The organism is Scytonema sp. PCC 10023, from assembly GCF_963920835.1.
In the GTDB taxonomy this organism is placed as follows: Bacteria; Cyanobacteriota; Cyanobacteriia; order Cyanobacteriales; family Nostocaceae; genus Kalymmatonema.
In genome coordinates, this window is sequence record NZ_CAWUDP010000002.1 from 195,575 (window position 1) to 222,276 (window position 26,702).

Consider the following 26,702-nt stretch of genomic DNA (forward strand, 5'->3'; position numbering starts at 1 on the left):
TCTGTGTTTATCTGTGGTCTCATTAAATAATACCGATTTTTGCAACAAGTTTAATGAGTACTACCCCTAAAATCTTCTCCTTTTTTGCAGGTTCAGGTTTCCTTGATTTAGGTTTTGAAACCACTGGTTTCAATATTGTTTATGTCAATGAAATATTTTCCCCATTCATGGAAGCATACCGTTATTCACGGAATGTTATGAATTTGCCATCACCAGAATACGGTTATCATTATGGGGAAGAAGGAGACGTAACTAAACTTACTGAAGGATTACAAGCACTTCGTTTGCAAGAATTACTAAAAGATTGCCGCAAGTCTACTGATATTGTCGGATTTATTGGTGGTCCTCCATGTCCTGACTTCTCGGTAGGTGGAAAAAATCGAGGACACTTAGGAGATAATGGAAAAATTTCCGCTTCCTACGTTGAATTAATTTGCCAACAGCAACCCGATTTCTTTTTATTCGAGAACGTCAAAGGTTTGTGGAAGACAAAAAAACATCGTTTGTTTTTTGAAGCGCTTAAAAAAAGCTTAAAAAAAGCTGGTTATGTCTTAATAGAACGGTTAATTAATGCTATCGAATACGGCGTGCCTCAAGATAGAGACAGAATTATTCTTCTTGGTTTCCGAAGTCAGTTAATCAAGGACATAGGAATAGAACTTGAGAAGGAAAATGTTTTGCCGGAAGGTGCTTTTCCTTGGAAAAAATATATTTTCCATCCTAGAGATAAAGTTTTTTCTTACACTTGGTGTCAATCACAACCATTTAAAGAAGATTCTATTCTGTCTTGCCCTGATGGTATTCCTCAAGAACTCACAGTAGAATACTGGTTTAGAAAAAATGATGTGCTAAACCATCCCAATGCTGGACACTATTTCCAGCCTAGGGCGGGGATGAAAAAATTCGTTACCATAGATGAAGGAGATGATTCCAAGAAATCTTTTAAACGCCTCCACAGATGGCGTTACTCTCCCACAGCTTGCTATGGAAACAATGAAGTCCATTTACATCCCTATAAAGTTCGGCGCATTTCAGCAGCAGAAGCTTTAGCAATACAATCTTTGCCTGCTAACTTTGTGCTTCCAGAGAATATGTCTCTAACTAATATGTTTAAAACAATTGGTAATGGGGTACCTTACTTAGCATCAAAGGCACTAGCTCAAACTATTCTTGAGTTTTTAGCAATTTATAATAAAAACTATTTTGCACTAACGAGCTTAACTAAACTTAATGTAAGTTAGAAGACTTGCAAGAATTCAGTGATTTTTCTAGCAGTGGTCAGTGACACTCAGTAAGACCGTAAAGTTCAGGTAAAGAACGTAAAAATTATGATTTAATTTATCTAAATAGTTTTAAATTTTTTATAAAGGTTAATAATTCATTACTGGTACGAAAAAGAAAGCGATGGCAGCAGACTATCCAGACATTGATATTGCGCCATTTATCGATCACTCCCTGCTGATACCAACGGCTACCTTTGAGCAGGTTGAACAATGGTGTGAAGAAGCAGATAGATTTCATTTTGCGGCAGTTTGTCTATACCCGGCATACGTAAGGCAAGCAGCAGAACTCCTCCACGGCAAAAAGCCCAAGGTTTGTACAGTCATTGGCTTTCCTACTGGGGCGACTACTTCGGCAACAAAGCTGTATGAAGCTCAAGAAGCGGTGGAAAATGGTGCTACTGAGTTAGATGTGGTGATCAATTTAGGCTGGTTGAAAGCAGGCAAAACTGACGACGTGCATCGGGAAATTGCGGAAATTTGTGAAGAAACTGGGCAAACTGTGAAGGTGATTTTGGAAACTAGCCTGCTGACAGATGAAGAAAAAAGAATAGCCGCAGAAATATGTATGGAAGCGGGTGCGGCATTTCTTAAAACCAGTACCGGTTGGAATGGTGGTGCAACAATAGAGGATGTACGACTTTTGAAGGAAGTTGCACGGGAGAGGGTTGGAATTAAAGCCTCAGGGGGTATTCGCAGCATTGACCAAGCTTTAGACTTGATCCTAGAAGGTGCCACTAGATTAGGTACGTCTCGCGGTATCGATTTGCTCCGCCAGCGCGGTAGGCTGGAAAAAAGTGAGTAGTCATTTGTCCCAAGTCCAATTGCTAATGACTAATGAACGCCACTTGCGGGACTCGGGGGGAACCCCAACGCCAGTTACCTGCGCTCGGGTTACCCTCCTTCAGTACTGGCTCCGCAACGCAGTGGCTCACTAATAACTAATGACTAATGACTAAAACGTATCAAGCAACTGGAATTAATCTTAAGGCACAGCCTCTGGGAGAATCAGATAGACTAGTGACAATTTTGACACGAGAGTTTGGTTTGATGCGAGCAGTTGCGCCTGGTTCACGCAAGCACAATTCCTCCCTGGGTGGGAGGAGTGGGATGTTTGTAGTCAATGAGTTAATGATTGCTAAAGGGCGATCGCTCGATAAAATTACTCAAGCACAAACTGTAAAATCTTACCCAGGTCTTGCAAAAGACTTGGGAAAACTTGCTGCCAGCCAGTATTTAGCGGAAATAGTACTGTATCAGGCGTTAAGCGAACAACCCCAAGAAGAACTTTATGAGTTACTAAACGAACATCTCAGTCGCTTAGAAGCATTGCCCAGCAAAAATGCATTTGATGTTCTTGCACATCTATCTCATGGGGTATTTCACCTTTTAGCTTTGGCAGGACTCACTCCGGAAGTACAAGTTTGTTGCCTCTCTGGACGCTCTCTGATACCAGATTTCACAGACCCCAACTGGCATGTGGGATTTAGCATACCAACTGGTGGAACAGTTTGCTTAACTGCTTGGGAACAGCTCAAACAGGAGATGAGACAAAATCTTCCTCATCGTTCCCACTCTCCTGCTACTGTGAAAGAGAAGGCTTCCAGCTACCAAACAGTCATTCATCGGCAAGAAATACCAGTCATATCTAGCCGCTTGAATGCCACAGAACTTACTATACTCCAGCATCTGTCGCAACCAGAGATAATACAAGATGCAGCCAGAAATGATGCCTGGTTATCTGTTGAGCAAATTTTACGTTCCTATGCTCAGTATCACTTTGGTCGCCCTATTCGCTCCGCTGCTTTAATAGATTCTTATTTTGCTGCCAACCATGATGCAACCGTCTGATTTGGATACAAAAATCCTGCCGTTGTCACAAAGCTATGCTAAAAAACAGCATAGGGCATCGGTACCTAAAGGAACCAAGCACCCAAGTGTTCCAAAGTCTTTATCTAGTCATATTCCTTATCATGAAATGTCGGCAAAAGACGTTTCTGGAAACCAAAAAAATTCCACATCGGAAATACCAAAAACTGATGTGACTAACCTAAGCGAACAAAAATCGGAAAATCAATCAACCCATAGTCAGGCAAATGGCAAAAATAGTGCCTCTGAGCATAGTATACAATCTGCTACAGCCACTGTAGTGAAAACACCAGATACAGAGGCTTCTGATTCAAATACAGACGCCGCGTCAGGTGATGAACAAGGGTTTTTGCCGATCTTAAAAAACTCCAATTTTTTAGCACTTTGGGGTGGTCAAGTCTTCTGTCAATTGGCAGATAAAGTGTACCTGGTTTTGATGATTGCCATCATTAATACTCAGTTTCAAAGCAGTGACCAAACTATTAGTGGTTGGGTTTCGACGCTGATGATGGCATTTACCATTCCCGCAGTTCTTTTCGGTTCCGTGGCTGGTGTATTTGTGGATCGCTGGTCGAAAAAGACGGTGCTGGTAGCAACGAATATTTGGCGCGGCATACTGGTTTTGGCAATTCCACCATTACTATGGTTGACTCACGATTGGCAACCATTGGTGGGAGTGTTGCCAGTGGGTTTTACTATCCTTTTAGCGATGACTTTCTTAGTTTCCACGTTGACGCAGTTTTTTGCACCAGCAGAACAGGCGGCAATTCCTTTAGTGGTTAAAGAGCAGCATTTACTTTCTGCTAATTCACTGTATACCACAACAATGATGGCGTCGGTGATAGTCGGGTTTGCTGTTGGGGAACCATTGTTAGGTGTCGCAGATCAAGTATGGTCGCAATTAGGTGGTAGCAGCGGATTGGGCAAAGAATTGGTGGTTGGTGGTAGTTATGCGATCGCCGGACTCATTTTGTTGCTGCTTGTCACAAAAGAAAAACCCCACCAAACAGAAACAGAAGCGCCTCACATTTTTGCTGACTTGCGAGATGGTTTCCGCTATCTTGGAGAAAATCGTCGCCTCCGCAGTGCCCTAATCCAACTTATCATTTTGTTCTCCATATTTGCGGCATTAACCGTTTTAGCGGTTCGTATGGCAGAATTAATTCCGGGTTTGAAAGCTTCCCAATTCGGCTTTTTACTGGCAGCTGGAGGTGTCGGTATTGCTCTTGGAGCAACGATTTTAGGTATATTTTGTCAACGCTTCTCTTACACCCAGTTAAGTGTGTTCGGATCTGTGGGCATGGCAGCATCTCTGATTGGTCTGTCGATATTTACAAAACAGTTATGGATCGTCCTGGTGTTGATAACACTGTTAGGTGTCTTTGGTGCATTAGTGGGTATCCCCATGCAGACTGCTATCCAAACAGAAACTCCACCAGAAATGCGTGGCAAAGTCTTTGGTCTGCAAAACAACGTGATTAATATTGCTCTTTCCTTACCTTTGGCATTAGCAGGCGTAGCAGAAACCTTTGTCGGATTACAGACAGTGTTTTTGGGATTAGCTGCGATCGTCTTTTCAGGTGGTATATTAACCTGGTATACCTCTTCTAAGTAGCCATCATGAACTGCGTACACCAGGACAGATGAAAATTTATTTTTTCTTCTGCGTTCTGCGTTCCTAGCTGCGGAGTTCTATTTTCAAGCTAGCTATTAGATAAAAGGAGTTAATTTCAGCTTTCTGCAACCGCTTATTGACCGAAAGCTTTTGTTTTCGTGGTAAACTTAGCTCAGTAAGAAATTCTCACCGACTTGCTGGCGAACAATCTCAACTTTAGCTAGACGTTATGTATAGCGTCTAGATAAGTTGTTATGAAATTCTATAAATTAACAACTGAAAAATAAAGTTAAGTCAAGCCAAAAGTGTGCTGTTTGGCGAAATGTAAAAAATTTTCCAACAGATGTAACAATGAATTGTGTTTGGTGATACTTGAATAGCCAGCAAGTAGAGCGAGACAAAGGACTTATTAAACAAGGACAAAAAGCTAATATAATAATTTCGCTTTCCTGATAGCTAACAAAGAATGCGTATAGCCTGGATTGGAAAAAAATCACCCTTTTGTGGCAACGTCACCTACAGTAGAGAAATTACAAATGCCTTGCTAGACCGGGGACACCAAGTTAGCTTTCTCCACTTCGCCCAAGAAGAATCAGACTTGGATAACTGGCCCAATTGCCCAGAAGTCACCCTACCCTTCATTTACAAGTCCCAGGTTTACACAATTCCGGCTTTCAAAGCGACTAAGGTTTTAACTCAGTCGCTGCGACGCCTCAAACCTGATATAGTCCATGCTTCTCTCACCCTGTCTCCCCTTGACTTTGTTCTGCCAGAAATTTGTGAGAAACTGAAATTGCCACTGATTGCCACTTTTCATACACCGTTTGCCGGAAAGGGAGCAAAACTGGTATCAGGAACACAACTTTTGGCTTATCAACTCTACGCACCCTTTTTGGGTAACTACGATCGCGTGATTGTATTTTCCCAAATTCAACGAGAATTGTTAGCTCGCATGGGTGTCCCGGAACAAAATATTGCGGTTATTCCCAACGGTGTGGATGTTGAGAAATATTCTCCGGGTCCAAGCAAAGTTAAAGAGGAATTTCGAGCTGAACGCTTGTTTGTCTACCAAGGTCGGATAGCCCCAGAAAAAAATGTTGAAGCCCTGCTTCGTGCTTGGAAACAGGCAGAAATGGGACCAAACAGCAAATTACTCATTGTGGGTGATGGTCCCTTGAAGCCTTCCTTAGAACCATTTTATGGTTCGGAGTACAACATTACCTGGTTGGGATTTGTTGCTGATGAACAACGACGCATCGAAATTTTACGGGGGGCAGATGTCTTTATTTTACCATCTCTAGTAGAGGGTTTGTCTCTGTCTCTATTAGAAGCAATGGCTTGTGGGTTGGCTTGTTTGGCTACCGATGTGGGTGCAGATGGAGAAGTTCTGGAGAAAGGAGCGGGTGTCGTTCTTAACACTAAAACGACACGTTTTCAATTAAGAACCCTTTTGCCACTCTTCCAAGACCATCCCGAGTTGACAACTTTGCTAGGGCAGAAAGCAAGAAAGCGGGTATTAGAACAGTATACCCTCAGCGGCAACATTACTCGACTTGAAGAACTTTATACCAAAGTTTTGGAACAGCGACGACGCGTACCGCTAAGTTGGGGAGCGTAGAAAGCATAGGCGACAGGATAGGGGAAAAACCCATAACCTGTAACCTATCGCCTTACTACTTGTAGCAGACTGCAAATCGTTTCAAGTAAATTTGAGGCTGTCAAACAAGCGTTCAACTGCACTCTCATCCCTGCACCACAGACATCTGTAACAATAACAGGAATGTCTACTTGGTTAGAAATTGAAACCAATTCCTAGCATCAGCCCTACATCAGTCTCATCTAGGAAAGCTGCATTTACAGAACCTGTTAATGTAAATCTATTACCCAAAGGCACATCTACACCACCAGAGAGAAGGAAAGCAACATCAGCATCATCGCTAGTTTCAATAGCTACACCAGCACCTATGTAAGGGGCTATGTTAAACCCTTGTCCTGTTCCTCGTAGGGAAAGGTCGAAGGTAATGGGAACTAGAACAATGGGATCATCCCCAATTACTGCTGAAGGTCGCACCGAGAAGTTTCGTGTCAGCCCAATTTTACTGAAAACTGCAAAATTTCCTTCACTAAGCGCTGAATCACCGCCTAACCCAATATTGCCACCAACCCCAATATAGCTGGAGACACCACGAGTGGCTCTACCTGGTGTAATGCCGTCTCCACCATTCTGCGGCTGCTGATTGAGACTCACATCAGACGGTATAAGGACTTGATTAATCGCATGAATAACACCATTGCTTGCTTGGATGTTTGGCTGAATCACACTCGCGTTGTTCACTGCAATTTGATTACTACCAGCATTGACGTTAACGTTTAAGGGTAAGCCCTCAGCAGTTTTTAGATTGCCAGTCGTAAGTTCATTAGCAGTGATACCACCAGGCACCACATGGTATCTCAAAATTTTAATCAGTGTTTCTCTGTTTTCTGGCTGCTGTAACCGCTGTAGAGTTTCTTGCGGCAAAGCAGCAAATGCCTCATCAGTCGGAGCGAAAACAGTATACGGACCTGGTTGTTGTAGAATATCTGCTAAACCTGCTGTCTTTAGTAAAGAAGTTAGAATTGTAAAGGAATTACTAGAGGCAGCAAGGGATACAATGTCTTGGTTGGTTTGAGTGGCACTAGTGGTTCCACCTACAACATAACTAGCCGCTGCGATATTCTTAGGAATAGGTTGTAACTGTCCCTGTCTGACTAAAGCTTGATATAAATGTGCTGCTGCTTCTGCACGAGTTAGAGGCGTAAGGGGATTGAGCGTCCTTACATCTGGATAGTTAACCACAAGATTAGCTTGTGTTGCAGTTGCTACATTATTTAGGGCGTAGCTTGGAATAGCATTGGCATCTGTATAGTAGGTACTAAGAATATTTGTTGCATCACCGCTAGCAGTCAAACCAAGACCACTTGTTAAAGCAACGATCGCCTGCACCTTGGGAATTTGCTGATTTGGCAGAAACAAATTCTCTGGATAGCCTGACAGAAATCCAGTCTCATAAGCTGTCTGAATTGCAGAAGCTGCCCAAAAGCCAGAAGGAACATCCTTAAATCCACCAGGACTTAACTGCCGAACTCGGTTTTGGTTGAAAGCTTTTTGAATCATTGCTGCAAATTCAGCACGAGTCACGGGTTGATCCGGTCTATAAGTGCCATCAGGAAAGCCAGTAATTACGTTTCTTGCGGCTAGGGCTTGAATAAATGGTTGTGCCCAGTAATCCGCTGCAACATCAGGAAAGTTAGTTGCTGGAGTTGTCGTTGGAGTTGTCGTTGGAGTTGTCGTTGGAGCGGTTTCTTGAGCTATAGTTTGAGCAGAAATGAATGTGGGACTAACTGTAGCAGTTATTATTCCTAGCGCTATCAATGCGGTGCTTACTGTTGACAAACGCCTTAAGCTATACATAAGTTTTTTCACTCCTCACATAAAAGATGACACCCATCTCGCCTACCGAAAAATCCTGAGAAGTCATGAGACTCAGTTGATCGATTCCACTTGAATCAACGACAGAACAAGCGATCGTTGCAACTTAGACCTCAATAGAAAGAACAACTCATGGAAAATTCAAAATGTTTTGATACACCTAGGTATCAATTAGCTAAAAACGTAGAAAACAATACAGTAATAAACTTTTCATTTTAGAAAAAGACAATTACTGCAACCAATGAAGTATTTATATAGCTTGATATAGCTCTTTAAGAAGAGACTCAACATCTATCTCAGGCAAGGATTTAGTTTAGTTGTCACTAAATAAAATAATGACTTTTGTATTACTTTCAGCAGAGAACAATCGTAAATCCTGGCTTTACAGCGTTTTTCTGTAAGGTGGGCATTGCTCACTACTATCTCAAACACATAAGCTTTTCTGAGCAATGCCCACCCTACGATTTGTGGTCTATTCATATGAAAACCGCTGTAACTTAGTTTCACAACAATTTTTGATTGAAACTCAAATGCTTCTATCAGCTATTTCAAAGGTATTGAGACGGATTTTTCCTGCACAGACCATCCCAAACTCGTTGACTGTTCATAAACCCGCTTGAGGGTATTCACATCTCTAGGAGAAATTGGCGGCGGGTTGCGAACCTGGGAGAAGTATAAGGCGTCACTTGGTTGCGGACTATGTCCCCAAATTCCTAGCGCATGACCAAATTCATGGCGCGTCGCTGCTAAAAGATATTGACCTGTTTGGCTGGGACTCAGCAGAATTGTGAAGCGGTGGGATAAAAGATTATTTTTGCTGACGTAGAACTCGTAAGTCGTTTGAGCAGAACGCGCACGAGGAATTTTACTATTAGGAGAAGTTTGCAGTGGTGGAGCTTTCCGCATAATAGTAATATCTGCATCTTCTGGCTGTTTAACTACCACCAAAGGTAAGTAAACATTCCACTCCTGTACAGCTTGTAAAACGCTATTTACCCATTCTTCTGCCTGCTTAGCGTTCACTACTTTCGGTGGTTCTACGTAAACCCGAACGGGAAACTGCGACCAAACTAAATAACCGACTTGGATTGGGTTGACTTGAGAAAAGTAGTCACCACTGTTGGTGCTATCTTCCCATTGTGCCAATGTTGGTGGTAGAGGATGGGGTTTGAGGGGAGATGAGGGAGTAGGGGGAGATGAGGGAGATGAGGAAGATGAGGAAGATGAGGGAGATGAGGAAGATGAGGAAGAGGTAACAAAAATGGCGCTTGATGGGAGGTTTGTCAAAATAATAAGCAGCGCTGTACCAATAGCTAATGCTAAAGAGGTCATTAAGCGCTGCCAAAATACAGTTTTTGTGATGATCACCGGAAAAATCCAATGACGGGTGCTAGATGTAGAGTTGTTGGTTATTTTATCTGCCCATCTGCTACACAGAACATGACTAAACTTGTTTAAAGTTTATCATTCAACTAAAGTTTTCTTTAGAGGGTCTGCTTCCCGCTTCATTCAAGGGAGTCGGCTCCTTCTTGTCCACGGGCGTAAAGAAAGGATGTAGCCCATCCTATTTATCAAAAGTTTATGAGCTTTGAAGCTTTTAGCCACTTTAAACCGCTATTTTCAGCAAATTTAACAAATCGTGGACTTGACCTTTGACCTTTTTACAGGCTTGCTAGTAATGACCGCGACTATGGTTTACAAACCATTTTTTTAAGCCTTGGTTTTCGGCATGAAATTAATTTTACAACACAAAGTCAAAAAAACTTACTCATATTGAAGAGATATAAGTAAGTTTAATAATGTTTTTAGCTATTTAATTTAGCTCTTCATCTCCCCGTCTCCCCATCTCATTTAGGGAGCCAACCAGCACTCAAAACTACGGTTAAACCGAGAAAAATGACTGTGAGCGCCCAAGTGACTCGGTTTAATGTGTTTTCTGCACTCTTGGTGCTGCTAAACAACTGAGCCTGTCCGCCAATGGCTCCTATGCCGTCGCCTTTTGGACTGTGTAGCAAAACTAAGACAATCAAACCTACAGCGGAAAATGCCCAAATCGCTTCTAGGACGTTATTAATGGTCATGGTAGCTAATGTAATAGATGAAAAATTTCAAGAAATAAGAACTATAAATTATAAATTATAAATTAAATTATAAATCATGAATGATGAATTATGAGTTGTGTTCCGTCTGTTTCATAATTCATCATTCTTAACTCTTTTACAGCCCTAGTTTTACAGGAGTGCGAGAGAGTTGCACTTCATACTCAGCGTTTTGCAGCAGCGATCGCCCTGTCATTTCCGATGGCTGAGGTAGTTGTAAAATATCCAGAATCGTGGGTGCAATGTCGGCTAGGTTGCCATCGCTGCGCAAGGCGACATCTGTACCGTGTCCTGGGATTTTCGCTTTTTCTCCTTCCACTAAAATGAGGGGGACTGGGTTGGTTGTGTGCGCTGTCCAGGGATTCCCGTCACTATCTAGCATATGCTCGGCGTTGCCATGGTCAGCAGTAATAATTGCTGTACCCCCAACTTTACTGATGCTGGCTAGTAAGTTCCCCAAACACTTGTCAACAGTCTCAAGTGCTGTCACCGTTGCTTCGATGTTACCCGTGTGTCCGACCATGTCTGGGTTGGCATAGTTGATCACAACTAACGAGTAGATGCGCTTTTCAATAGCCGCGATCGCCACGTTTGTCACGGCTTGAGCTGACATCGCTGGAGCGCTATCATAAGTCGCCACCATCGGAGAGTTTACCAGTTCCCGGTCTTCTCCTTCAAAGGGTTCTTCCAGACCGCCATTGAAGAAGTAGGTGACGTGAGCATATTTTTCTGTTTCTGAAGTGCGAAACTGCTTCAAACCATGCCCAGAAATCACTTCCCCAAGAATATTACTCAAATTTTGAGGCTCAAAAGCAACCCCAACTGGTAAGTCTGGCTCGTACTGTGTAAACGTGACAAAAGACAGCGGCTTGACTTGCTGTCTTTCAAAACCGTTAAATTCTGGATTGACGAAAGCTTGGGTAAGTTGTCTGGCGCGATCTGGGCGGAAGTTATAAAATATCACGCCATCCCCTGGTTCTACAGCTCCGGGTGCAATTCTGACTGGGACAACGAATTCGTCCGTTACCCCTTGTGCATACGATGCTTGTAGAACTTCCACAGCCTTGCGACCATCTGATGGTCCATCAATAGTCATCACGTCGTAGGCGCGTTTGACCCGATCCCAACGGCGATCGCGATCCATAGCGTAGTAGCGACCGCTGATGGTAACTATGCGCCCAACTCCTACACGCTCGATGTAGTCTTGAAGAAGACCCAAAGCTTTCACACCTTCAGTTGGGGTGGTGTCACGCCCATCGGTGATCGCGTGTATGCAAACTTGTGATATTCCCTGAATCTTTGCTAAGTCAAGTAGTCCGAATAGATGACTAATGTGCGAATGCACCCCACCCTCAGAAGTCAGCCCCACCAGATGCAACTTGCCATTTCGACTACACACTTCCTGGCAGATTTTGACAAGTGCTGGGTTTTTGAGAATGGAACCGTCTTCTACCGCATCCGAGATGCGTACCAATTCTTGGGGCACAACTCTACCAGCGCCTATGTTCAAATGACCAACTTCCGAGTTGCCCATTTGACCCTCTGGTAAGCCCACCGCTTTCCCTGATGTTCGGATGAGGGTGTGGGGATAAGCCGCCCACAAGCTATCCATCACCGGAGTTTTAGCAACGGCAATAGCGTTTCCATGAGTTTCCTCGCAGTAGCCCCATCCGTCTAAAATGACTAGCACCACGGGAGCAACAGGTGCTTTGGTCATAGTAAAACTGCCCTTTACTTTTTGTAATACCCGAATGATACCATTGCTAATTACAGCCGCAAGTGAATTTCTGCCTACTACCCATTTTTTTTGCAGATTGGCGACTTTTTAAACATTTCTTAAATTTTCGTTATCTTTGGAAACTCGTTGTGGTGGTACTGAATTGCTGCTTGTGAGTTCTCAGATAACAACTCGCTACTAAGTAGATAGGTAGAAATAAACCGAACTATGTTAAGAAATGTAAAAGCCTCTAAAACCCTTACTAATGAACGGCAGGTGACGCCAGTCCGCTCAAGTCGGCAGAGCCGCCCACGCGGCTGGCTCCTTTATGCCGGGGAACCCTTTCGCCAGTTCCTCAACGGGGGGAACCCCCGCACCGGACTGGCTCACCACCGCACTGCCTCCCAATGACTAATGACTAAGGACTGCCGAAACTCGTTAACTTTATTTGTACCGACCTACTTAAATGCCTATCATTTCTTTTTTGTACCGGCTTTAGCTGCTTTGGCTGCTTTCTTTGCCGCTTTTTCCGCAGCAATTGCCGCTAATTTTGCCTGTTCTTTTTCCTCTTCTATTTTCTGCAAGTAATAGTGGTAATCTCCTAGATAGACACGAAAATCTCCTTCGCGGATTTCCACGATTTTGTTTGCTACCTTGGAGATAAAATAACGGTCATGGGAAACAACAAGTACCGTGCCATCATAGTTTTGAATGGCTTCTTCTAACATTTCTTTTGCTGGAATATCTAAGTGGTTTGTAGGCTCATCCAGGATTAACAAATTTGCTGGCTGCAAAAGCATTTTTGCTAAGGCAAGACGTGCTTTTTCACCCCCACTTAATGCCGCAACTGGTTTCAATACAGTATCGCCACTAAATAAAAATCTTCCCAAAAGTGTGCGCACTTCTTCATTTTTCCAATCGGGAACTTCGTCATGGATAGTTTCCATGACAGTTTTTTTCAAATCTAAAGCTTCTGCTTGGTTTTGCTCAAAATATCCAGGTAACACGCCGTGTTCACCCAATTTTACATTACCTTCTGTGGGTTGCTCAATACCCATAATCAGGCGTAGCAAAGTGGATTTGCCGGCACCATTGGGAGCGATAAAAGCAATGCGATCGCCCCTCTCAATCAAAAGATTAGCACCCAAAAACAAGATTTTATCATCATATACATGAGTTAAATCTTTGATTTGTACAACCTCGCGTCCGCTACGGGGTGAAGGCGGAAAACGGAATTGCAGGGTTCTTACTCCAGACGTGGGTGCTTCGATGCGCTCGATTTTTTCCAGTTGTTTTTCCCGGCTTTTTGCCTGAGTGCTGCGCGTTGCACTGGCGCGGAACCTATCAACAAATGCTTGTTGTTTGTCTAGTTCTTTTTGCTGGCGTTCGTACGCGGCAAATTGTGCTGTTTGGTTTTCAGCTTTTTGTTGCAAATATGCCGAGTAATTACCAAGATAAGTGGTGGAAACGCCGCGTTCGGTTTCCACAATTTGGGTGCAGAGGCGGTCAAGAAACTCGCGGTCATGGGAAACTATGACCATAGGGGTATTCAAGCCTTTGAGGTAATTTTCCAACCACTCAATCGTTTCTAAGTCTAAATGGTTCGTTGGCTCGTCTAACAGCAATAAATCAGGTTCTTGCAACAAAATTTTCGCTAAACCCATTCGCATTTGCCAACCGCCACTAAAAGCACTGACAAGGCGATCGCCATCTTCTAGCCCAAACCCCATTTCTGGTAAAATTTTCCCAATCCGTGTATCCAACACATAGCCATCCAAAGCTTCAAACTGTCTGTAGAGGCGATCCAACTTATTAATGAGTTTTTCCAGTTCCTCTGGAGAGGCGCTTTCCATGTCTCGCTGCACCTGCGCCAAAGACTGCTGCACAGAGTTGGCTTCTTTAAAAACTGTCCACAATTCTTCTTTAACAGTGTGAGTCGGGTCTACTTCAAATTCTTGATTCAGGTAAGCTATATGTAAGCTGGCAGGACGAATAATTTCCCCAGAGGTTGGTTCAACTTCCCCTGTGATAATTTTGAGTTGGGTTGATTTTCCGGCACCATTGACACCAACTAAACCAATGCGATCAGAAGCTTTGACTTCCCAGTTGATATCCTTGAGGACTTCGCCTGTGGGGTAGATTTTACTGATGTGTTCAAGTCGCAGCATGGGGTGTCTCCAAAGTAGGCAATGAATAGAGATGGCAGAAGTGCTTGTATCGAGTCCAATCTTAACAAAATTTAACTAAAATTTCTTGGGTGTAAACTGCTTGGAGACAGAAAGTTTTGCAGGTAAGGCAAGATCACGAACAAGCGTGATTTTGTCAAACCTGAGTCAGTTACTCAACTTCTCAAGCGAAAACTTACACAAATTAAAATTGTTCTATGCTGTCTAGAGTTTCTCCTTGTGGCACTAAATTCAACAAGAAACTCGAAAGCAACAGAAAACTGATACTAGCGGGGATGATCGAATGAGTGTTAGGCAATTGGCTCAGTTCATAGAGTCGTTTCGCGATCGCCTCAACACGCTACAGCAGCAAATCAGCGAGCTGCCCAAAACCCAAATGCAATCTGAGCAAATTTCCCAAACTTTTGCCGCCTTGCAAACCAGCTTGGAAATATTGATACGGGATTATACCACACAAGAACCCTCCGAAGAAAGATTTTCGACTGGCGAATACGAACTACAGGCGTTATTTAATGAAGCTTTGGATGCTATGCTGATTGCTGATGATGCAGGCTCTTATGTAGATGTCAATCTCGCCGCTTGTGAACTGCTGGGGTTGTCCAGAGAAGAGATTTTGACCAAAAGCGTTGGTGACTTTCTAGAACCTGGTGTTGATTTTTCTCAAGGGTGGCAACAGTTTCTGGAACAGGGAAGGGTTAGGGGCGAATCTCGTGTCCTACGTCCAGATGGCACGGTACGGGAAACGGAAAACACAGCGGTAGCAAACTTTGTGCCACATCGTCACTTGTCGATTTTACGAGACATCACTGAACGCAAGCGCATTGAAGCCGAACGCAATCAGATAGAAGCGGAACTGCAACAGAAGCAGCGATTTATTGAGCAGATTGCTCAGTCGATGCCAGCAATATTGTATGTCTACGACCTATGTGAACAACGGAATGTCTATGCAAATCGGCAGTTGATGGAAGTATTGGGTTTGTCTGCCGAAACCGTTCAGGCAATGGGAACAGGAGTGCTGCAAATCCTGATCCATCCTGACGATTGGATGAAAGTGGCTGAGAGTTTGAAGCAATATGCCACAGTCAGAGATGGGGAAGTTATAGAAATTGAGTATCGAATGCGTCATGCGAATGGAGAGTGGATCTGGCTCTACAGCCGAGAAGTGGTGTTGACTAGAAATGCCGATGGCTCTTCCCGGCAGATACTTGGTACGGCAACAGATATTACACGGCTCAAGCAAATTGAGCAGGAATTGCGCCAGAGTCAAGCAAAGTATCGCGCTTTGAGTGAAGAACTTGAGCAACGGGTGACGGAACGAACTACTGAGTTGACCAGGGAAACTTCTAAACGCGAAGCCGCGATACGCGATCGCCAAGCCGCACTACGCGATCGCCAAGCCGCGCTACGCGATTACCAAGCCATGCTACGTAATTACCAAGCCATGCTATGTGATCACCAAGCCATGCTACGCGATCACCAACGCCTACAACATGAGTTACGCACCAGCCAGCAGAAGTACAAAACCCTGTTTGATATCCTACCTATCGGCATTGCTATTACCGACCCCGAAGGCAAGGTAATTGAAGTCAACCCAGCTTCTGAGGAAATTTTTGGCATTTCTGCTGCTGAACATTGTCGGCGGCGGTATGACAGTCCTGAGTGGCAGGTTATCCGCCCGGACGGTAGCCCGAAGCCCAGTTCTGAATATGCCGGTGTGATAGCGCTAACCGAGCAGCGGGTTGTTCGAGATGTGGAAATGGGCGTGTTTAAGCCCAATGGTGAAATTGCTTGGATCTGCCTGACATCAGCCCCAATTCCCTTGGAGAGTTACGGGGTTGCATCTGTTTATGTGGATATCACTCAACGCAAACAAGCAGAGATAGCGCTGCGCCAAAGTGAGGAACAGTTGCGCCTCATCACCGATTCTCTACCAGTGTGCATTTCCTACGTTGATCGAGAGCAACGCTATCGGTTTGTTAACAAAACGTATGAGGCGTGGTTTGGCTGCAACCGAGACGAAATCTACGGTAGAACCGCAAGGGAGTTTGTTGGTGAAGCTGCCTATAGTGCTATTGAGAAACATATCGAACGGGTGCTTGCTGGGGAGACGGTATACTATGAATCTCAAATGCCCTATCGACTAGGTAGCAAACGCTACATTTCTGGGACCCTTGTCCCAAATTTTGATGCTCAATCTCAAGTTAAGGGATTCTACGGTCTAGTTACTGACATCACGGAACGCAAACAGGCAGAAATGCAACTCGTGGAGACTCGTAATTTCCTGCAATCGGTTTTAGATCATTTGCCCGTTGCTGTCTTCACTAAAGAAGTCAGCAATCTCCGGTTTGTGCTTTGGAACCCCGCGTGTACTGAGTTGATGGGGTATACAGCAGAGGATGTTTTAGGTAAGACTGCCTATGAGGTATTCACAACACAGCATGCAGATTTTTGCACTGCTAAAGACCAGGAAGTGTTAGCCACCTCTGAGGCGGTGGAAATCCTTGAAGGGATGATTTGCACAAAGCAGGGGGAAACAAAGATTGTCCGCGCCAAAAAAGTCGGTATTTACGACGAGCAAGGAAATCCACAGTTTTTGCTGGGGTTTGCCGAAGACATCACAGAACGCAAACGAGCAGAAATTGCCCTGCGCGAGAGCCAGGAACGTTTGGCAAACATCATTGCCAATATTCCAGGGGGAGTCTATCGCAACATCTACCATGCAGATGGCAGGTTCTCCATTCCCTACCTCAGCCCTGGCTATCGAACACTCATGGGAATCGACCCCGATGAGATGATGAATCATCCAGAAGGGGTATGGACAATGATTCACCCAGACGACCGCGATAAGTTTTCAGCCGCAATCGAAGTTGCCAAACAAACTGGTGAACCGGAGTATCTCGTCGAGTTCCGCCTGGTTTCACCCGAATGCAAGGTGACCTGGATTCAAGACAACGCCCGATTTTTCTGGAGTGAAAACGGGGATTTTATAGTGGATGGAGTAGACATTATTATTAATGATCGCAAACTTGCCGAAGACCGACTGCGAGCCTCACTGCAAGAAAAAGAAGTTTTGTTAGCAGAAATTCACCACCGAGTCAAAAACAACCTGTATGTCATTTGCAGTTTGCTTGAGCTTCAAATGGATCGCCTGAGCGATCCACAAGCCAAAACCGCTTTAGAGGATAGCTGCAATCGAGTTAATTCAATGGCGCTGGTACACGAAAACCTCTACCGGGCTAACGACTTTTCCGGAGTCGATTTTGCCGAGTACGTTCAACAACTAGCAGGTGATTTGTTGGCAAACTACGAATCTCTTGCCAGCAATGTGATGCTCAATTTTGGAGGCGATCCGGTCTTCCTCAGTCTTGATCAGGCTATTCCCTGCGGATTGCTGCTCAATGAGTTAATGAGCAACGCTCTGAAACATGGCTTTCCAGAAGGTAGTTCCGGGCATATCTACATCCTGTTGACCTGTCTAGCTGATGGCTGGATTGAGCTAAAACTGGGCAATGATGGCGATCGCCTCCCTCCCGATTTTGACCTTGAGCAAAACGCCTCAATGGGGCTGAGGCTAGTCATAATGTTTGTTGAACAACTCACAGGCTCTCTTGAGCTAGAGCGGGGTGAGGTAACATGGTTTAAAGTTCGATTTCCTCAAAGGTAAGTAAGCGGACATAATTAAACGTAGGATGTGTTAGGCGCAGCCATAACGCATCAATCCCTTGAGCAGCATAAGATAGTGATTTTCACCTGCATAGAATAGAACTCTTGGCAGTCAATGTTTTTGAGATTACAGCGCTTTTTAAGTAAATAAACCATAGGGCGTTGCTGATTAAGAGTATGAATTTTGTTTCGCGCAAAGGCGCAAAGGCGCAAAGATTGTATTTTTTTGATTTTTGCAATATTTTGTTTCATAGTTCCAAATCACATAGTCAAATATAGTCAGACATCTGCAATTTAGGTTTAAGCAACCCTACTTTCAGCATGGACACGCCTAAATAGTGGAGTTATCCGCCTTGGATGTACTACCAGACATCCCCTATCCCTTAGAATAGACTTGAGAGTGTCGAAACCTTCAGGATTACTTTTTCTGCCGATGTTAAATGCCGCATTTACGTCGGCGTGAATTTTAAAACCATTTTTACTCAAATACCATGCGCGTTGCACACGCTTACCGGAGAATGCGTGTCTTATCTTGTTGTTAGGTTGATAAGTTGGGATAATGTCCCAATCAATAAAAGATGCCTTGCTGGTATAGCTTTCTTCTGCAACGTTGACGGTGATGCCGACTCGTTCTAATTTCAGGGTCAGCATCTCGATAAATTTAGCGTGTGGTATTTGAGTAAAGTTTTGGTTTGTGCGCTTTCCTAAATTAAGATGTGTTTTCCATTGCCCGTTTTTTCCTATTGATACGTGAGTGACACCCAGGCGCAGAAATTCATCCACAATCATTTTTGTGGATTGATGTAGATATGAATCTACAAATTGATTACGATTGCGAATGATGTTTGCAATTCGCCGCGACTTACCAATGCCCAAGGTGAGGAAACCTCTGAACTTCGCAACCTGCTTATTGTAAAACTGGTTTGCTGATTTTAGTGGTTTTCCGTTTAGAATAATTGGCTGTATCGTTAAGTCGTTAAAAACAATCGTCGCTAGATTATCTAAGCCAATATCTATCGCCGCATTTAGACTCTTGTTCAAGCTGCTGCATAATTGTGAGTGGTCTGGAATTTCATAAACTACTTCGATAACAAAACATCCGGTTTTTGGGATAATTCGTAGTTCGCACAAATCTTCAAATTTTAGTCCAGACTTTACCGGAATCCTGATTGGTGACATAGACGGGATTATCCAACCTTTCTTGAACTCCCTCTTTCCAATTGCCTGATGATTAAATTTAACTAGGTTTTTATCGTCAACGTAGTTAGGTGGTTTGGGTCTACCTGTAAACTTACTTGAATCGATTTTGTAGGCTGACAATGCTTTGTAGTAAGCAACCCAAGCGTCTGCATTTTGCTTTAAAACAAGTTGCGCTACCTTCGCAGGCATTGATTTATAGTTCTCGTTTTGTTTAAATAATGAGTCTAAAGAAGCTGAAGAAAGTGTACTCCAACCATAGAAAAATCCCTGGCGTTGGCTAAATTGAGCCGTGTTATAAAGCTTGCGAGAAACTGTGGTAATAAGAGCGCAATAACCAAACCATTTATGTGCCTCTTTTATTATGTGCTTTTCAACCTGACGCATATTTATCAAATTTTGGCAATGAAATTAGTATATCAAACAAAAGATATAATTAGATATACTTGACTATAAATTTTATTTCAATCTGTGGGAGAATTTAAAGCTTCCACAATTTTTTCTGTTTTGCGCTTTGCCCTGCGCTGGCCATATAATCGCGCAGCAAAGCTGGTAATTATCGCCACCAAGTCTTGCATTAATTCGTCCCGACCATTATCAGCTAGATTAACAACCTCTAGATTTACTCCTAATCTTTTAAGCAGAATGTCTATGTAATGTGTACCAAAACGTCCTAGTCTGTCTTTATGTTCGACTAGTAAAATATCATAATCATCTTTGAGAAAAAGCTTTTCTAGCTTTTTGCGATTGTCGTTTAATCCGCTCCCTACCTCCTTTATGACATAGGCAATCTGATATCCTTTAGCCATAGCGTATTGAGACAACCTTTCTGCTTGTCTATCTAAGTTATCTTTATTCTCAGCACTTGAAACTCTGGCATAAATCGCAACTTTAACAACACCCCCTGACATCTTTTTTGGATCGTAATCAACAATTACCGTGCCTGTAGGGAGTTGTTCTGTTGGGTATGGTATTTTACCTGCTTTGTAATGTCGCCAAGCTGTAAGATAGGAAATCCCCAAAGTTTTAGCATAATCAGACAATTTCATCAGCTTGAAACTTAGACTACATCTGACTATGTTAGACTATGTTTTGTTTAAAGTTTTATTATACCTAAATTCAGCAACGCCAACCATGGGGTAGGGACTAAGAAATGCCCATACGTGTCAACTTAACCCAAAACCCTTCTAAATACGCTCTTATCATGCTCTGATCTTACCCACAATTCTCGCTTCACCCCACCCCGGTTTTGTCTCGTGCCAAAACCTCCCCTCCCCTTACCAAGGGGAGGGGCTGGGGGTGGGGTAAATCAACGTGGAATAAAGGTTTAAACGTTAAGTTGACACTAATGAGGCTAGCCTTTACCCCTATAAATAATCTGTATTACACCCAATTGAAAACCGCTATAAATTCCGTGAATTCCTTGCTAGGGCTAAAAAATTGGGAATTTTGGGTTCAGTACTGACACATTACAGAGATAGCGATCGCACAAAAGGAATGTGGGTTCTATCGTTTCTTTTGGTAATTAAATTGCTGATAGAATACAACAACCTTAGCTTGCAAGCTTAACTTTGCGAATAAGCATCAGTAGAGACTTAACCACATCTTAGAAAATTTTTGGCGTTAGTCCTACATTTTTAACACCGATTTTTCTTTATTAGGATAAAAATTTGACGACTGCAACATTAACCAAGACAAATTCTGACCTTGAACTGTTCTACAAAGAAGTATTGCGGGACTATTCACTGCAAGAGCAACTCAAAGCCGCAACTAGTCCAGAAAGCTTGATAAAGCTATCTGTCAAGCTGGCTGGCGAGCGCGGCTATCATTTCGCTATCGAGGAAGTGCTTGATGCTGTGAATGGAAACAACACCTATGAAGAAGTCAATCTCAATACTGTGATGCCCACTGCTATAGGATCTTCATTCTGTATTCGCCTTTGCTGGAAGTGATTGCTTATAATAGCGTGTGCTACCAGCAATGTATCACATTTTCAGTCTTTGATACTGACACTTGAAACGCAAGTTTGTAGTAAGCGCTTGAGCCGCTTGTGTAGAGCGCTAAAGCGCTTACTACGAACAAAGATTGCATAAAATGTTTAATTTCAGCCAGTGACTTAGTTAACTTTCCCAGTTAGACAAACTGGCTGGTTTTGCTGTGGGTTTGTACTTACAGGGCTTCTCAATTGCATAAACTACAAACCACATCGTAGGGGCACAGCATTGCTGTGCCCCTACAGCACTCTGCCCTGTCTACCCAATTAACTAATCCGCCGTAATACCCCAATACGATTGCTGATCAGACCAAAACCCTTATCAGGAACACAATGTGGAGGCGCGCCATTGTGCGTCTCTACAGATCTTACTTTTCACGGTATCTGGAAAACCTCGCTTCTATTTCTCTCTCCTATAAGGAGAGAGACGCAAGAATTTTGGGGAAAGAAAGTTAGATTTTTTGTGGACTTTTCCACATGACGTGAAAAGTCAGCTCTACACATTAGAGGCTTCAAACAGCGCTACAAATTAGCTTCAGGCAATCATCATGTATAACAAACCCCAGTTTAAACCCCATTTCCACGTCGAAGTCGTAGAACCAGAAACAGTTTATCTACTTAGTGAGCAAGGACATTTTGCTCTGCGTGGTCGCCTTTACGTGCAACTAGCGCCGTTACTAAATGGTCGCCATACAGTTGATGAAATAGTGCAACAGCTAAAAGCAGAAGTATCTATTCTTGCAATCTATCATGCATTAGTTCACTTAGAAAGCAAAGGCTACTTAACTGAAGCAGATTATACCCTGAGCCATTCAGAAGCAGCATTTTGGAGTGGGCTGGATATACACCCTAAAGTCGCTGTTAACAAACTACAAAATACTAAAGTTTCTGTTATTACCTGCGGTGCAGTCGAGAGTGACTCCTTTGTTTCTGCTTTGGAAGCACTAAACCTCCAGGTTGATCAAGCGGGCGATTTTACAGTTGTGCTAACCGATGATTACCTGCAAGTGAATCTGGATGAATTTAACAAAAAAGCTTTGGAGAATCAAAAACCTTGGCTGTTAGTGAAACCTGTTGGTAGTGTGATTTGGCTGGGACCGTTGTTTATTCCCAACCAAACTGGATGTTGGGAATGTCTTGCTCATCGCTTGCGGGGAAATCGGGAAGTGGAAACGGCGGTACAGTATCAACAGAAAATGACCACACCCTTTCCTATCTCTCGTGCAATTCTCCCCAGTAGTTTGGCAATTGGGGTCAATTGGGCGGCGATGGAAGTTGCAAAAGCGATCGCACGGGAGACGCATCCACAATTAGAAGGTAAGATTCTCACCTTTGATTTAGCAAAATTATCACTGCAAGAGCATACTTTGGTGAAGCGTCCTCAATGTCCAGCCTGTGGTGTTTCTGTGGATTTGGACTCTCAAAAACCAAAGCCTGTTGTACTCAACAGCCATAAGAAGCAATTCACTGCTGATGGCGGACATCGCAGTTTGTCCCCAGAGCAGACTTTGAAAAAATACGAGTATCACATCAGCCCCATTACCGGAGTCGTTAGCGCTTTACCTAAAGTTGAGATTGGTAACAAGGACTTGATTCAAGTTTACACTGCGATTCATAAGAATGGTGAAGGAAAACTAGATAATTTAACTGATCTGCGCCTGAATTTAAGGCACAAGAGTGCTGGTAAAGGGAAAACTGACCAACAATCAAAAGCTAGTGGTTTTTGCGAAGCGATTGAGCGGTATTCCGGTATCTTTACCGGGGATGAAATCCGCATTCAAGCGATTTATACCCAACTGGGTTCCGTAGCAATTCACCCGAATGACTGTATGCAGTACAGTGCTACCCAGTATCAAAACCGGGAAACCTTGAACTCTCAACAACATACTAATTTTGCTTGGATACCTCAACCCTTTGATCAAGAGCGAGAAATTGAGTGGACGCCCGTTTGGTCACTCACCAAACAAACGTTTAAATATGTGCCGACGGCTTACTGTTATTACGATTATCCTCTTCCAGATGACCATTGCTTCTGCAAAGGAGATTCTAACGGAAATGCTGCCGGCAATACATTGGAAGAGGCGATTTTGCAAGGGTTTATGGAATTGGTTGAACGGGACAGCGTGGCGGTGTGGTGGTACAACCGGGTGCAAAGACCTGGTGTCGATTTAGACAGTTTTGACGAGCCGTATTTCCAAGCTTTGCAGAACTATTACCACACACAAAATTATCACCTTTGGGTAATAGATATTACTAACGACCTAGGAATTCCCTCATTTGCTGCTCTCGCCCGACGCACTGATAAAACATTAGATCAAACATCAAATAAAATATCAGAAGAAATTCTGATGGGTTTTGGTACCCATTTTGACCCCAAAATTGCCATCCTCCGGGCAGTTACTGAATTGAACCAAATGTATGTGGTCGTTCTCAATCAACCAAATGATGTCCCGTTTGACGACCCAGACATGGAATACTGGATGAAAAATGTCACCGTAGAAAACCAGCCTTATCTTGCTCCTGATCAGAACGCCGCACCGAAAGTATACGCAGATTATCCGTACTTGTGGAGTGATGATTTACGGCAAGACGTTCTCACCTGTGTGGAGATTGTTGCCAAACACGGTATGGAAACCCTTATCCTTGAGCAAACCCGCCCTGATATTGGGTTGAACGTGGTTAAGGTGATTGTCCCCGGAATGCGCCACTTTTGGCCGAGATTTGCTCCAGGAAGACTCTATGACGTTCCTGTGAAACTGGGTTGGTTACCTGCACCACTTAAAGAAGAAGAGTTAAACCCGATACCCATGTTTTGTTAATCACTTCTCCCCATCTCCGCCGCTGTTGTAAAGTGGTGTGATATCAAGCCCGATAAAATACTTATTATTACCCTAAGAACCCCACCCCGGTAAAGCTGCGCTATGGCTAACGCCACGCTAGTCCCTAAGAGGGACGCTGCGCAAACGCTATCACGTCCCCTCTCCGCTTGCGGGGAGGGGATTAAGGGGTGGGGTCAAATCAACGTGGAATAAAGGTTTGAACGTGATTGTTAACACCAATGCTCTTATACCATTTCACGAAATGCCTGATACAAATGATTGGTCTCTAATTCTTTCCCCCTGCTCGGGTGCTGCCCACCATGTTCTAACCTTAAAGTGAAACGGTATTAGCCCCTGCCTTGTAGGGGAACTTCGGTTTCAGATAAGAATTATAAATTGTAAACATATATAAAATTCTATGATCAAGAAATAAGATAAAATGTAAAGTCGCAGGTTGCAACTGTAACAATAGCCATATATGGCAGGCATTTTGATAGTTGAAGATGAGAGGGTGGCTGCCTGGAATATTCAATCGGCTTTAGAGAAGTTTGGGTATACGGTGGTAGCAAATATTAGTTCTGGTGATAAGGCAGTTGGTCTTGCCGGAACACTCAAACCAGATTTGGTACTTATGGATATACGGCTGCCTGGTGAAATTGATGGTATTGAAGCAGCCGCCAGAATACGCAATCAGTTTAGAATCCCGGTTGTTTATCTGACTGCTTACACCGATGATCAAATCATAGAGCGGGCGATCGCCACTGACCCCTACGGCTATCTAACCAAACCCTTCAAACGCGCCGAGCTTCACACTACAATAACCACAGCTTTGCATCGTTTTCAATTAGAAAAACAATTACAAGCAACACAGCAATGGCTAACATCGACCTTAAACAGCATCGGCGATGGCACAATCACCACTGATCAAGAAGGTCGCATCACTTTTATGAACCCTGTCGCGGAAGCTCTCACAGGCTGGCTCTTAACAGAAGCGATGGGCAAGCCAGTCAATCAGGTGCTTGAACTATATAATCCACAGACGGGGCAAGCAATTGAAAATCCAGTGTTGTTAGCCATGCAAGAGGGTATCCCTTTTGAGTTGCCCAAGCAATGTCAGTTGCGAACAAAACAGGGCAAAGAACGCTTAATTGATGATGTGGCGACCCCAATTCGCGACACTTTTGGTCAGGTACAAGGTGGGGTGATCGTTTTTCGGGACATCACCGAACGTCAGCGGATACAAGCAGCGCTACAGGAGAGCGAAGCCAGATTTCAGAGGCTGGCTACAAACCTACCCGGCGTGATTTATAGGGTGGTGCATCGGCTGGATGGCTCAGTTGAATGCCTCTACCTGAGTCCCTGCTTCCAAACGCTGTTTGAAATGGAGCTAGAGTCCTTCCGGCAGGGAAGAGATTCGATTCTGGCTAGTATCCACCCTGATGATGCGAGTTCTTTGCACAGAGCCTTTGAGGCGATGATGCAAACGGTGGAACCTTACATATGGGAGGGACGGATTCTTGTTCCTTCAGGACAAATCAAATGGATTCAAATGATCAACCGCTCCTCCCAACAGGCAAATGGAGACATTATTTGTGATGGCTTGATTGTAGATATCAGCGAACGGCAAGCCGCGCTTCGCGAACGCAAACGAACTGAGCAAGCTTTGCAAAGGCAAATGCAGCGCGAACGGTTACTGAGTGAGGTTGCCCAGCAAATTCACAATTCTTTTGATTTGCATGAAATTCTCACCACAGTAGTGACTAAAGCGCGTCAAATGCTTCAGGTTGATCGAGTGTTAATTTTTCAGATCAATCCAGATGGTTCGGGAACTGTTATTCAAGAATCAGTAGATTCTGTCCCGCCAACACTAGGGCTTACCTTCTACGACAAATGTTTTCCATCCGATTGTTATGAGTTTTACTGGCATGGGCAGTCGCGGGTGATTCCTGATATAAGTGAAGATGAGTGGAGCAACTGTTTAAGGGAATTGATGCAGAAATTAGGCGTTAAATCCAAGGTTGTTATCCCGATTATTCAACACCAAGGAACTGCCACAACAAGCCTCAAATCTCCAGCAAGAAAATTATGGGGTTTGCTCATTGTTCACGCTTGTGATGACTACCGTCAATGGCAAAGCGAAGAAGTTGACTTACTGCGCCAAATTTCCAATCATTTGGCGATCGCCATTCAGCAGTCAGAACTTTACCAAAAACTACAACAAGCAAACGAACACTTAGAGTCTCTTGTCACAATTGATGCGCTCACTCAAGTTGCTAACCGTCGCCGCTTTGATGAGTACATACAGCAACAGTGGAATCAATTAGCACGCGAGCAAAAACCCCTATCGTTAATTTTGTGCGATATTGATTTTTTCAAACGCTATAACGATACTTACGGTCATCCAGCTGGAGATGCATGTTTAGTGCAAATTGCTGAGGCAATCAACCATTCCGTTAAACGCCCAGCAGATTTGGTAACGCGTTACGGTGGTGAAGAATTTGCCGTAATTTTGCCTAACACTGATCACAAAGGCGCGGTTCATGTGGCAATAACTATTCAAAACCAAGTGCGCCAGCTTCAGTTAAAGCACATTGGTTCTGATGTAGCAGATTATGTCACCGTGAGTATGGGCATTGTCACTAGTGTTCCCAGTGACAACAGTTCGCCCCAAGCCTTAATTGCAGCAACGGATCGCTCACTTTACCAAGCAAAGCAGCAGGGGCGCGATCGATACTGCATCAAAACACTTTGACTAACAAAAAACTTTTGACACTCCCCTAACTGTTGACACTTAA

The 26,702-nt window shown here is 43.7% G+C and carries 17 protein-coding genes; 10 read left to right on the plus strand and 7 right to left on the minus strand.

Features of this window, described 5'->3' with window-relative positions:
* Nucleotides 1-53 precede the first annotated feature (53 nt).
* The 5 genes from ACM0OZ_RS02260 to ACM0OZ_RS02280 all read left to right on the plus strand — a co-directional run bounded on the left by ACM0OZ_RS02260 (nucleotide 54) and on the right by ACM0OZ_RS02280 (nucleotide 6,382).
* Nucleotides 54-1,241 (plus strand): DNA cytosine methyltransferase, encoded by a 1,188-nt coding sequence (locus ACM0OZ_RS02260; RefSeq protein ID WP_414581206.1) that lies wholly within the window; start codon nucleotides 54-56, stop codon nucleotides 1,239-1,241.
* A 163-nt stretch (nucleotides 1,242-1,404) separates the two neighbouring features.
* On the plus strand, nucleotides 1,405-2,085 hold the full coding sequence (gene deoC, locus ACM0OZ_RS02265; RefSeq protein WP_414581207.1) for a deoxyribose-phosphate aldolase: 681 nt from the start codon (nucleotides 1,405-1,407) through the stop codon (nucleotides 2,083-2,085).
* A gap of 146 nt (nucleotides 2,086-2,231) precedes the next feature.
* Nucleotides 2,232-3,131, plus strand: coding sequence for a DNA repair protein RecO (gene recO / locus ACM0OZ_RS02270; protein WP_414581208.1), 900 nt, complete (start codon nucleotides 2,232-2,234; stop codon nucleotides 3,129-3,131).
* Nucleotides 3,115-4,764 (plus strand): MFS transporter, encoded by a 1,650-nt coding sequence (locus tag ACM0OZ_RS02275; RefSeq protein WP_414581209.1) that lies wholly within the window; start codon nucleotides 3,115-3,117, stop codon nucleotides 4,762-4,764. The genes recO and ACM0OZ_RS02275 overlap by 17 nt, the downstream gene beginning before the upstream one ends.
* A gap of 466 nt (nucleotides 4,765-5,230) precedes the next feature.
* Entirely contained in the window at nucleotides 5,231-6,382 is a 1,152-nt protein-coding gene (locus ACM0OZ_RS02280) for a glycosyltransferase family 4 protein (RefSeq protein WP_414581210.1), read from the plus strand.
* Nucleotides 6,383-6,556: 174 nt separating this feature from the next.
* On the opposite strand, the gene ACM0OZ_RS02285 is transcribed toward ACM0OZ_RS02280, so the two are convergent.
* The 4 genes from ACM0OZ_RS02285 to gpmI form a co-directional block, all read right to left on the minus strand.
* On the minus strand, nucleotides 6,557-8,215 hold the full coding sequence (locus tag ACM0OZ_RS02285) for a fasciclin domain-containing protein (RefSeq protein ID WP_414581211.1): 1,659 nt from the start codon (nucleotides 8,213-8,215) through the stop codon (nucleotides 6,557-6,559).
* A gap of 561 nt (nucleotides 8,216-8,776) precedes the next feature.
* Nucleotides 8,777-9,565, minus strand: coding sequence for a peptidase (locus tag ACM0OZ_RS02290; protein WP_414581212.1), 789 nt, complete (start codon nucleotides 9,563-9,565; stop codon nucleotides 8,777-8,779).
* A gap of 515 nt (nucleotides 9,566-10,080) precedes the next feature.
* Complete coding sequence (secG, locus tag ACM0OZ_RS02295) at nucleotides 10,081-10,314, minus strand: preprotein translocase subunit SecG (RefSeq protein ID WP_414581213.1); 234 nt, start codon at nucleotides 10,312-10,314, stop codon at nucleotides 10,081-10,083.
* Between the two features lie 136 nt (nucleotides 10,315-10,450).
* Complete coding sequence (gpmI, locus tag ACM0OZ_RS02300) at nucleotides 10,451-12,049, minus strand: 2,3-bisphosphoglycerate-independent phosphoglycerate mutase (RefSeq protein ID WP_414581214.1); 1,599 nt, start codon at nucleotides 12,047-12,049, stop codon at nucleotides 10,451-10,453.
* Nucleotides 12,050-12,277: 228 nt separating this feature from the next.
* Here gpmI and ACM0OZ_RS02305 point away from each other — a divergent pair, with 228 nt between their 5' ends.
* Nucleotides 12,278-12,460: a hypothetical protein gene (locus ACM0OZ_RS02305; RefSeq protein ID WP_414581215.1), complete on the plus strand. Its 183-nt coding sequence runs from the start codon at nucleotides 12,278-12,280 to the stop codon at nucleotides 12,458-12,460.
* 62 nt (nucleotides 12,461-12,522) lie between these two features.
* On the opposite strand, the gene ACM0OZ_RS02310 is transcribed toward ACM0OZ_RS02305, so the two are convergent.
* On the minus strand, nucleotides 12,523-14,217 hold the full coding sequence (locus ACM0OZ_RS02310) for an ABC-F family ATP-binding cassette domain-containing protein (RefSeq protein ID WP_414581216.1): 1,695 nt from the start codon (nucleotides 14,215-14,217) through the stop codon (nucleotides 12,523-12,525).
* A gap of 301 nt (nucleotides 14,218-14,518) precedes the next feature.
* On the opposite strand from ACM0OZ_RS02310, the gene ACM0OZ_RS02315 reads away from it, so the two are divergent.
* The gene (locus ACM0OZ_RS02315) at nucleotides 14,519-17,899 is read left to right on the plus strand and encodes a PAS domain S-box protein (protein ID WP_414581217.1); all 3,381 of its coding nucleotides are present in this window, start codon (nucleotides 14,519-14,521) and stop codon (nucleotides 17,897-17,899) included.
* 299 nt (nucleotides 17,900-18,198) lie between these two features.
* Here the strand turns inward: ACM0OZ_RS02315 and ACM0OZ_RS02320 are convergent, their stop codons facing one another.
* Both ACM0OZ_RS02320 and ACM0OZ_RS02325 read right to left on the minus strand, forming a co-directional pair.
* Nucleotides 18,199-19,482, minus strand: coding sequence for an RNA-guided endonuclease InsQ/TnpB family protein (locus ACM0OZ_RS02320; protein WP_414581218.1), 1,284 nt, complete (start codon nucleotides 19,480-19,482; stop codon nucleotides 18,199-18,201).
* Nucleotides 19,483-19,559: 77 nt separating this feature from the next.
* Nucleotides 19,560-20,144, minus strand: a complete 585-nt coding sequence (locus tag ACM0OZ_RS02325; RefSeq protein ID WP_414581219.1) for an IS607 family transposase — start codon at nucleotides 20,142-20,144, stop codon at nucleotides 19,560-19,562.
* 621 nt (nucleotides 20,145-20,765) lie between these two features.
* On the opposite strand from ACM0OZ_RS02325, the gene ACM0OZ_RS02330 reads away from it, so the two are divergent.
* The 3 genes from ACM0OZ_RS02330 (at nucleotide 20,766) to ACM0OZ_RS02340 (ending at nucleotide 26,659) form a co-directional block, all read left to right on the plus strand.
* Nucleotides 20,766-21,047, plus strand: coding sequence for a Nif11-like leader peptide family natural product precursor (locus ACM0OZ_RS02330; protein WP_414581220.1), 282 nt, complete (start codon nucleotides 20,766-20,768; stop codon nucleotides 21,045-21,047).
* A gap of 589 nt (nucleotides 21,048-21,636) precedes the next feature.
* A complete protein-coding gene (locus tag ACM0OZ_RS02335) occupies nucleotides 21,637-23,907 on the plus strand; it encodes a TOMM precursor leader peptide-binding protein (RefSeq protein ID WP_414581221.1) in 2,271 nt (756 codons plus the stop codon).
* Between the two features lie 478 nt (nucleotides 23,908-24,385).
* On the plus strand, nucleotides 24,386-26,659 hold the full coding sequence (locus ACM0OZ_RS02340) for a diguanylate cyclase domain-containing protein (RefSeq protein ID WP_414581222.1): 2,274 nt from the start codon (nucleotides 24,386-24,388) through the stop codon (nucleotides 26,657-26,659).
* Nucleotides 26,660-26,702 lie beyond the last annotated feature (43 nt).

Coding starts and splice junctions, on each gene's coding strand:
- ACM0OZ_RS02260 (WP_414581206.1), top strand. CDS start 54: ATGAGTACTACCCCTAAAATCTTCTCCTTTTTTGCAGGTTCAGGTTTC.
- deoC (WP_414581207.1), top strand. CDS start 1,405: ATGGCAGCAGACTATCCAGACATTGATATTGCGCCATTTATCGATCAC.
- recO (WP_414581208.1), top strand. CDS start 2,232: ATGACTAAAACGTATCAAGCAACTGGAATTAATCTTAAGGCACAGCCT.
- ACM0OZ_RS02275 (WP_414581209.1), top strand. CDS start 3,115: ATGATGCAACCGTCTGATTTGGATACAAAAATCCTGCCGTTGTCACAA.
- ACM0OZ_RS02280 (WP_414581210.1), top strand. CDS start 5,231: ATGCGTATAGCCTGGATTGGAAAAAAATCACCCTTTTGTGGCAACGTC.
- ACM0OZ_RS02285 (WP_414581211.1), bottom strand. CDS start 8,215: ATGTATAGCTTAAGGCGTTTGTCAACAGTAAGCACCGCATTGATAGCG.
- ACM0OZ_RS02290 (WP_414581212.1), bottom strand. CDS start 9,565: ATGACCTCTTTAGCATTAGCTATTGGTACAGCGCTGCTTATTATTTTG.
- secG (WP_414581213.1), bottom strand. CDS start 10,314: ATGACCATTAATAACGTCCTAGAAGCGATTTGGGCATTTTCCGCTGTA.
- gpmI (WP_414581214.1), bottom strand. CDS start 12,049: ATGACCAAAGCACCTGTTGCTCCCGTGGTGCTAGTCATTTTAGACGGA.
- ACM0OZ_RS02305 (WP_414581215.1), top strand. CDS start 12,278: ATGTTAAGAAATGTAAAAGCCTCTAAAACCCTTACTAATGAACGGCAG.
- ACM0OZ_RS02310 (WP_414581216.1), bottom strand. CDS start 14,217: ATGCTGCGACTTGAACACATCAGTAAAATCTACCCCACAGGCGAAGTC.
- ACM0OZ_RS02315 (WP_414581217.1), top strand. CDS start 14,519: ATGAGTGTTAGGCAATTGGCTCAGTTCATAGAGTCGTTTCGCGATCGC.
- ACM0OZ_RS02320 (WP_414581218.1), bottom strand. CDS start 19,482: ATGCGTCAGGTTGAAAAGCACATAATAAAAGAGGCACATAAATGGTTT.
- ACM0OZ_RS02325 (WP_414581219.1), bottom strand. CDS start 20,144: ATGAAATTGTCTGATTATGCTAAAACTTTGGGGATTTCCTATCTTACA.
- ACM0OZ_RS02335 (WP_414581221.1), top strand. CDS start 21,637: ATGTATAACAAACCCCAGTTTAAACCCCATTTCCACGTCGAAGTCGTA.
- ACM0OZ_RS02340 (WP_414581222.1), top strand. CDS start 24,386: ATGGCAGGCATTTTGATAGTTGAAGATGAGAGGGTGGCTGCCTGGAAT.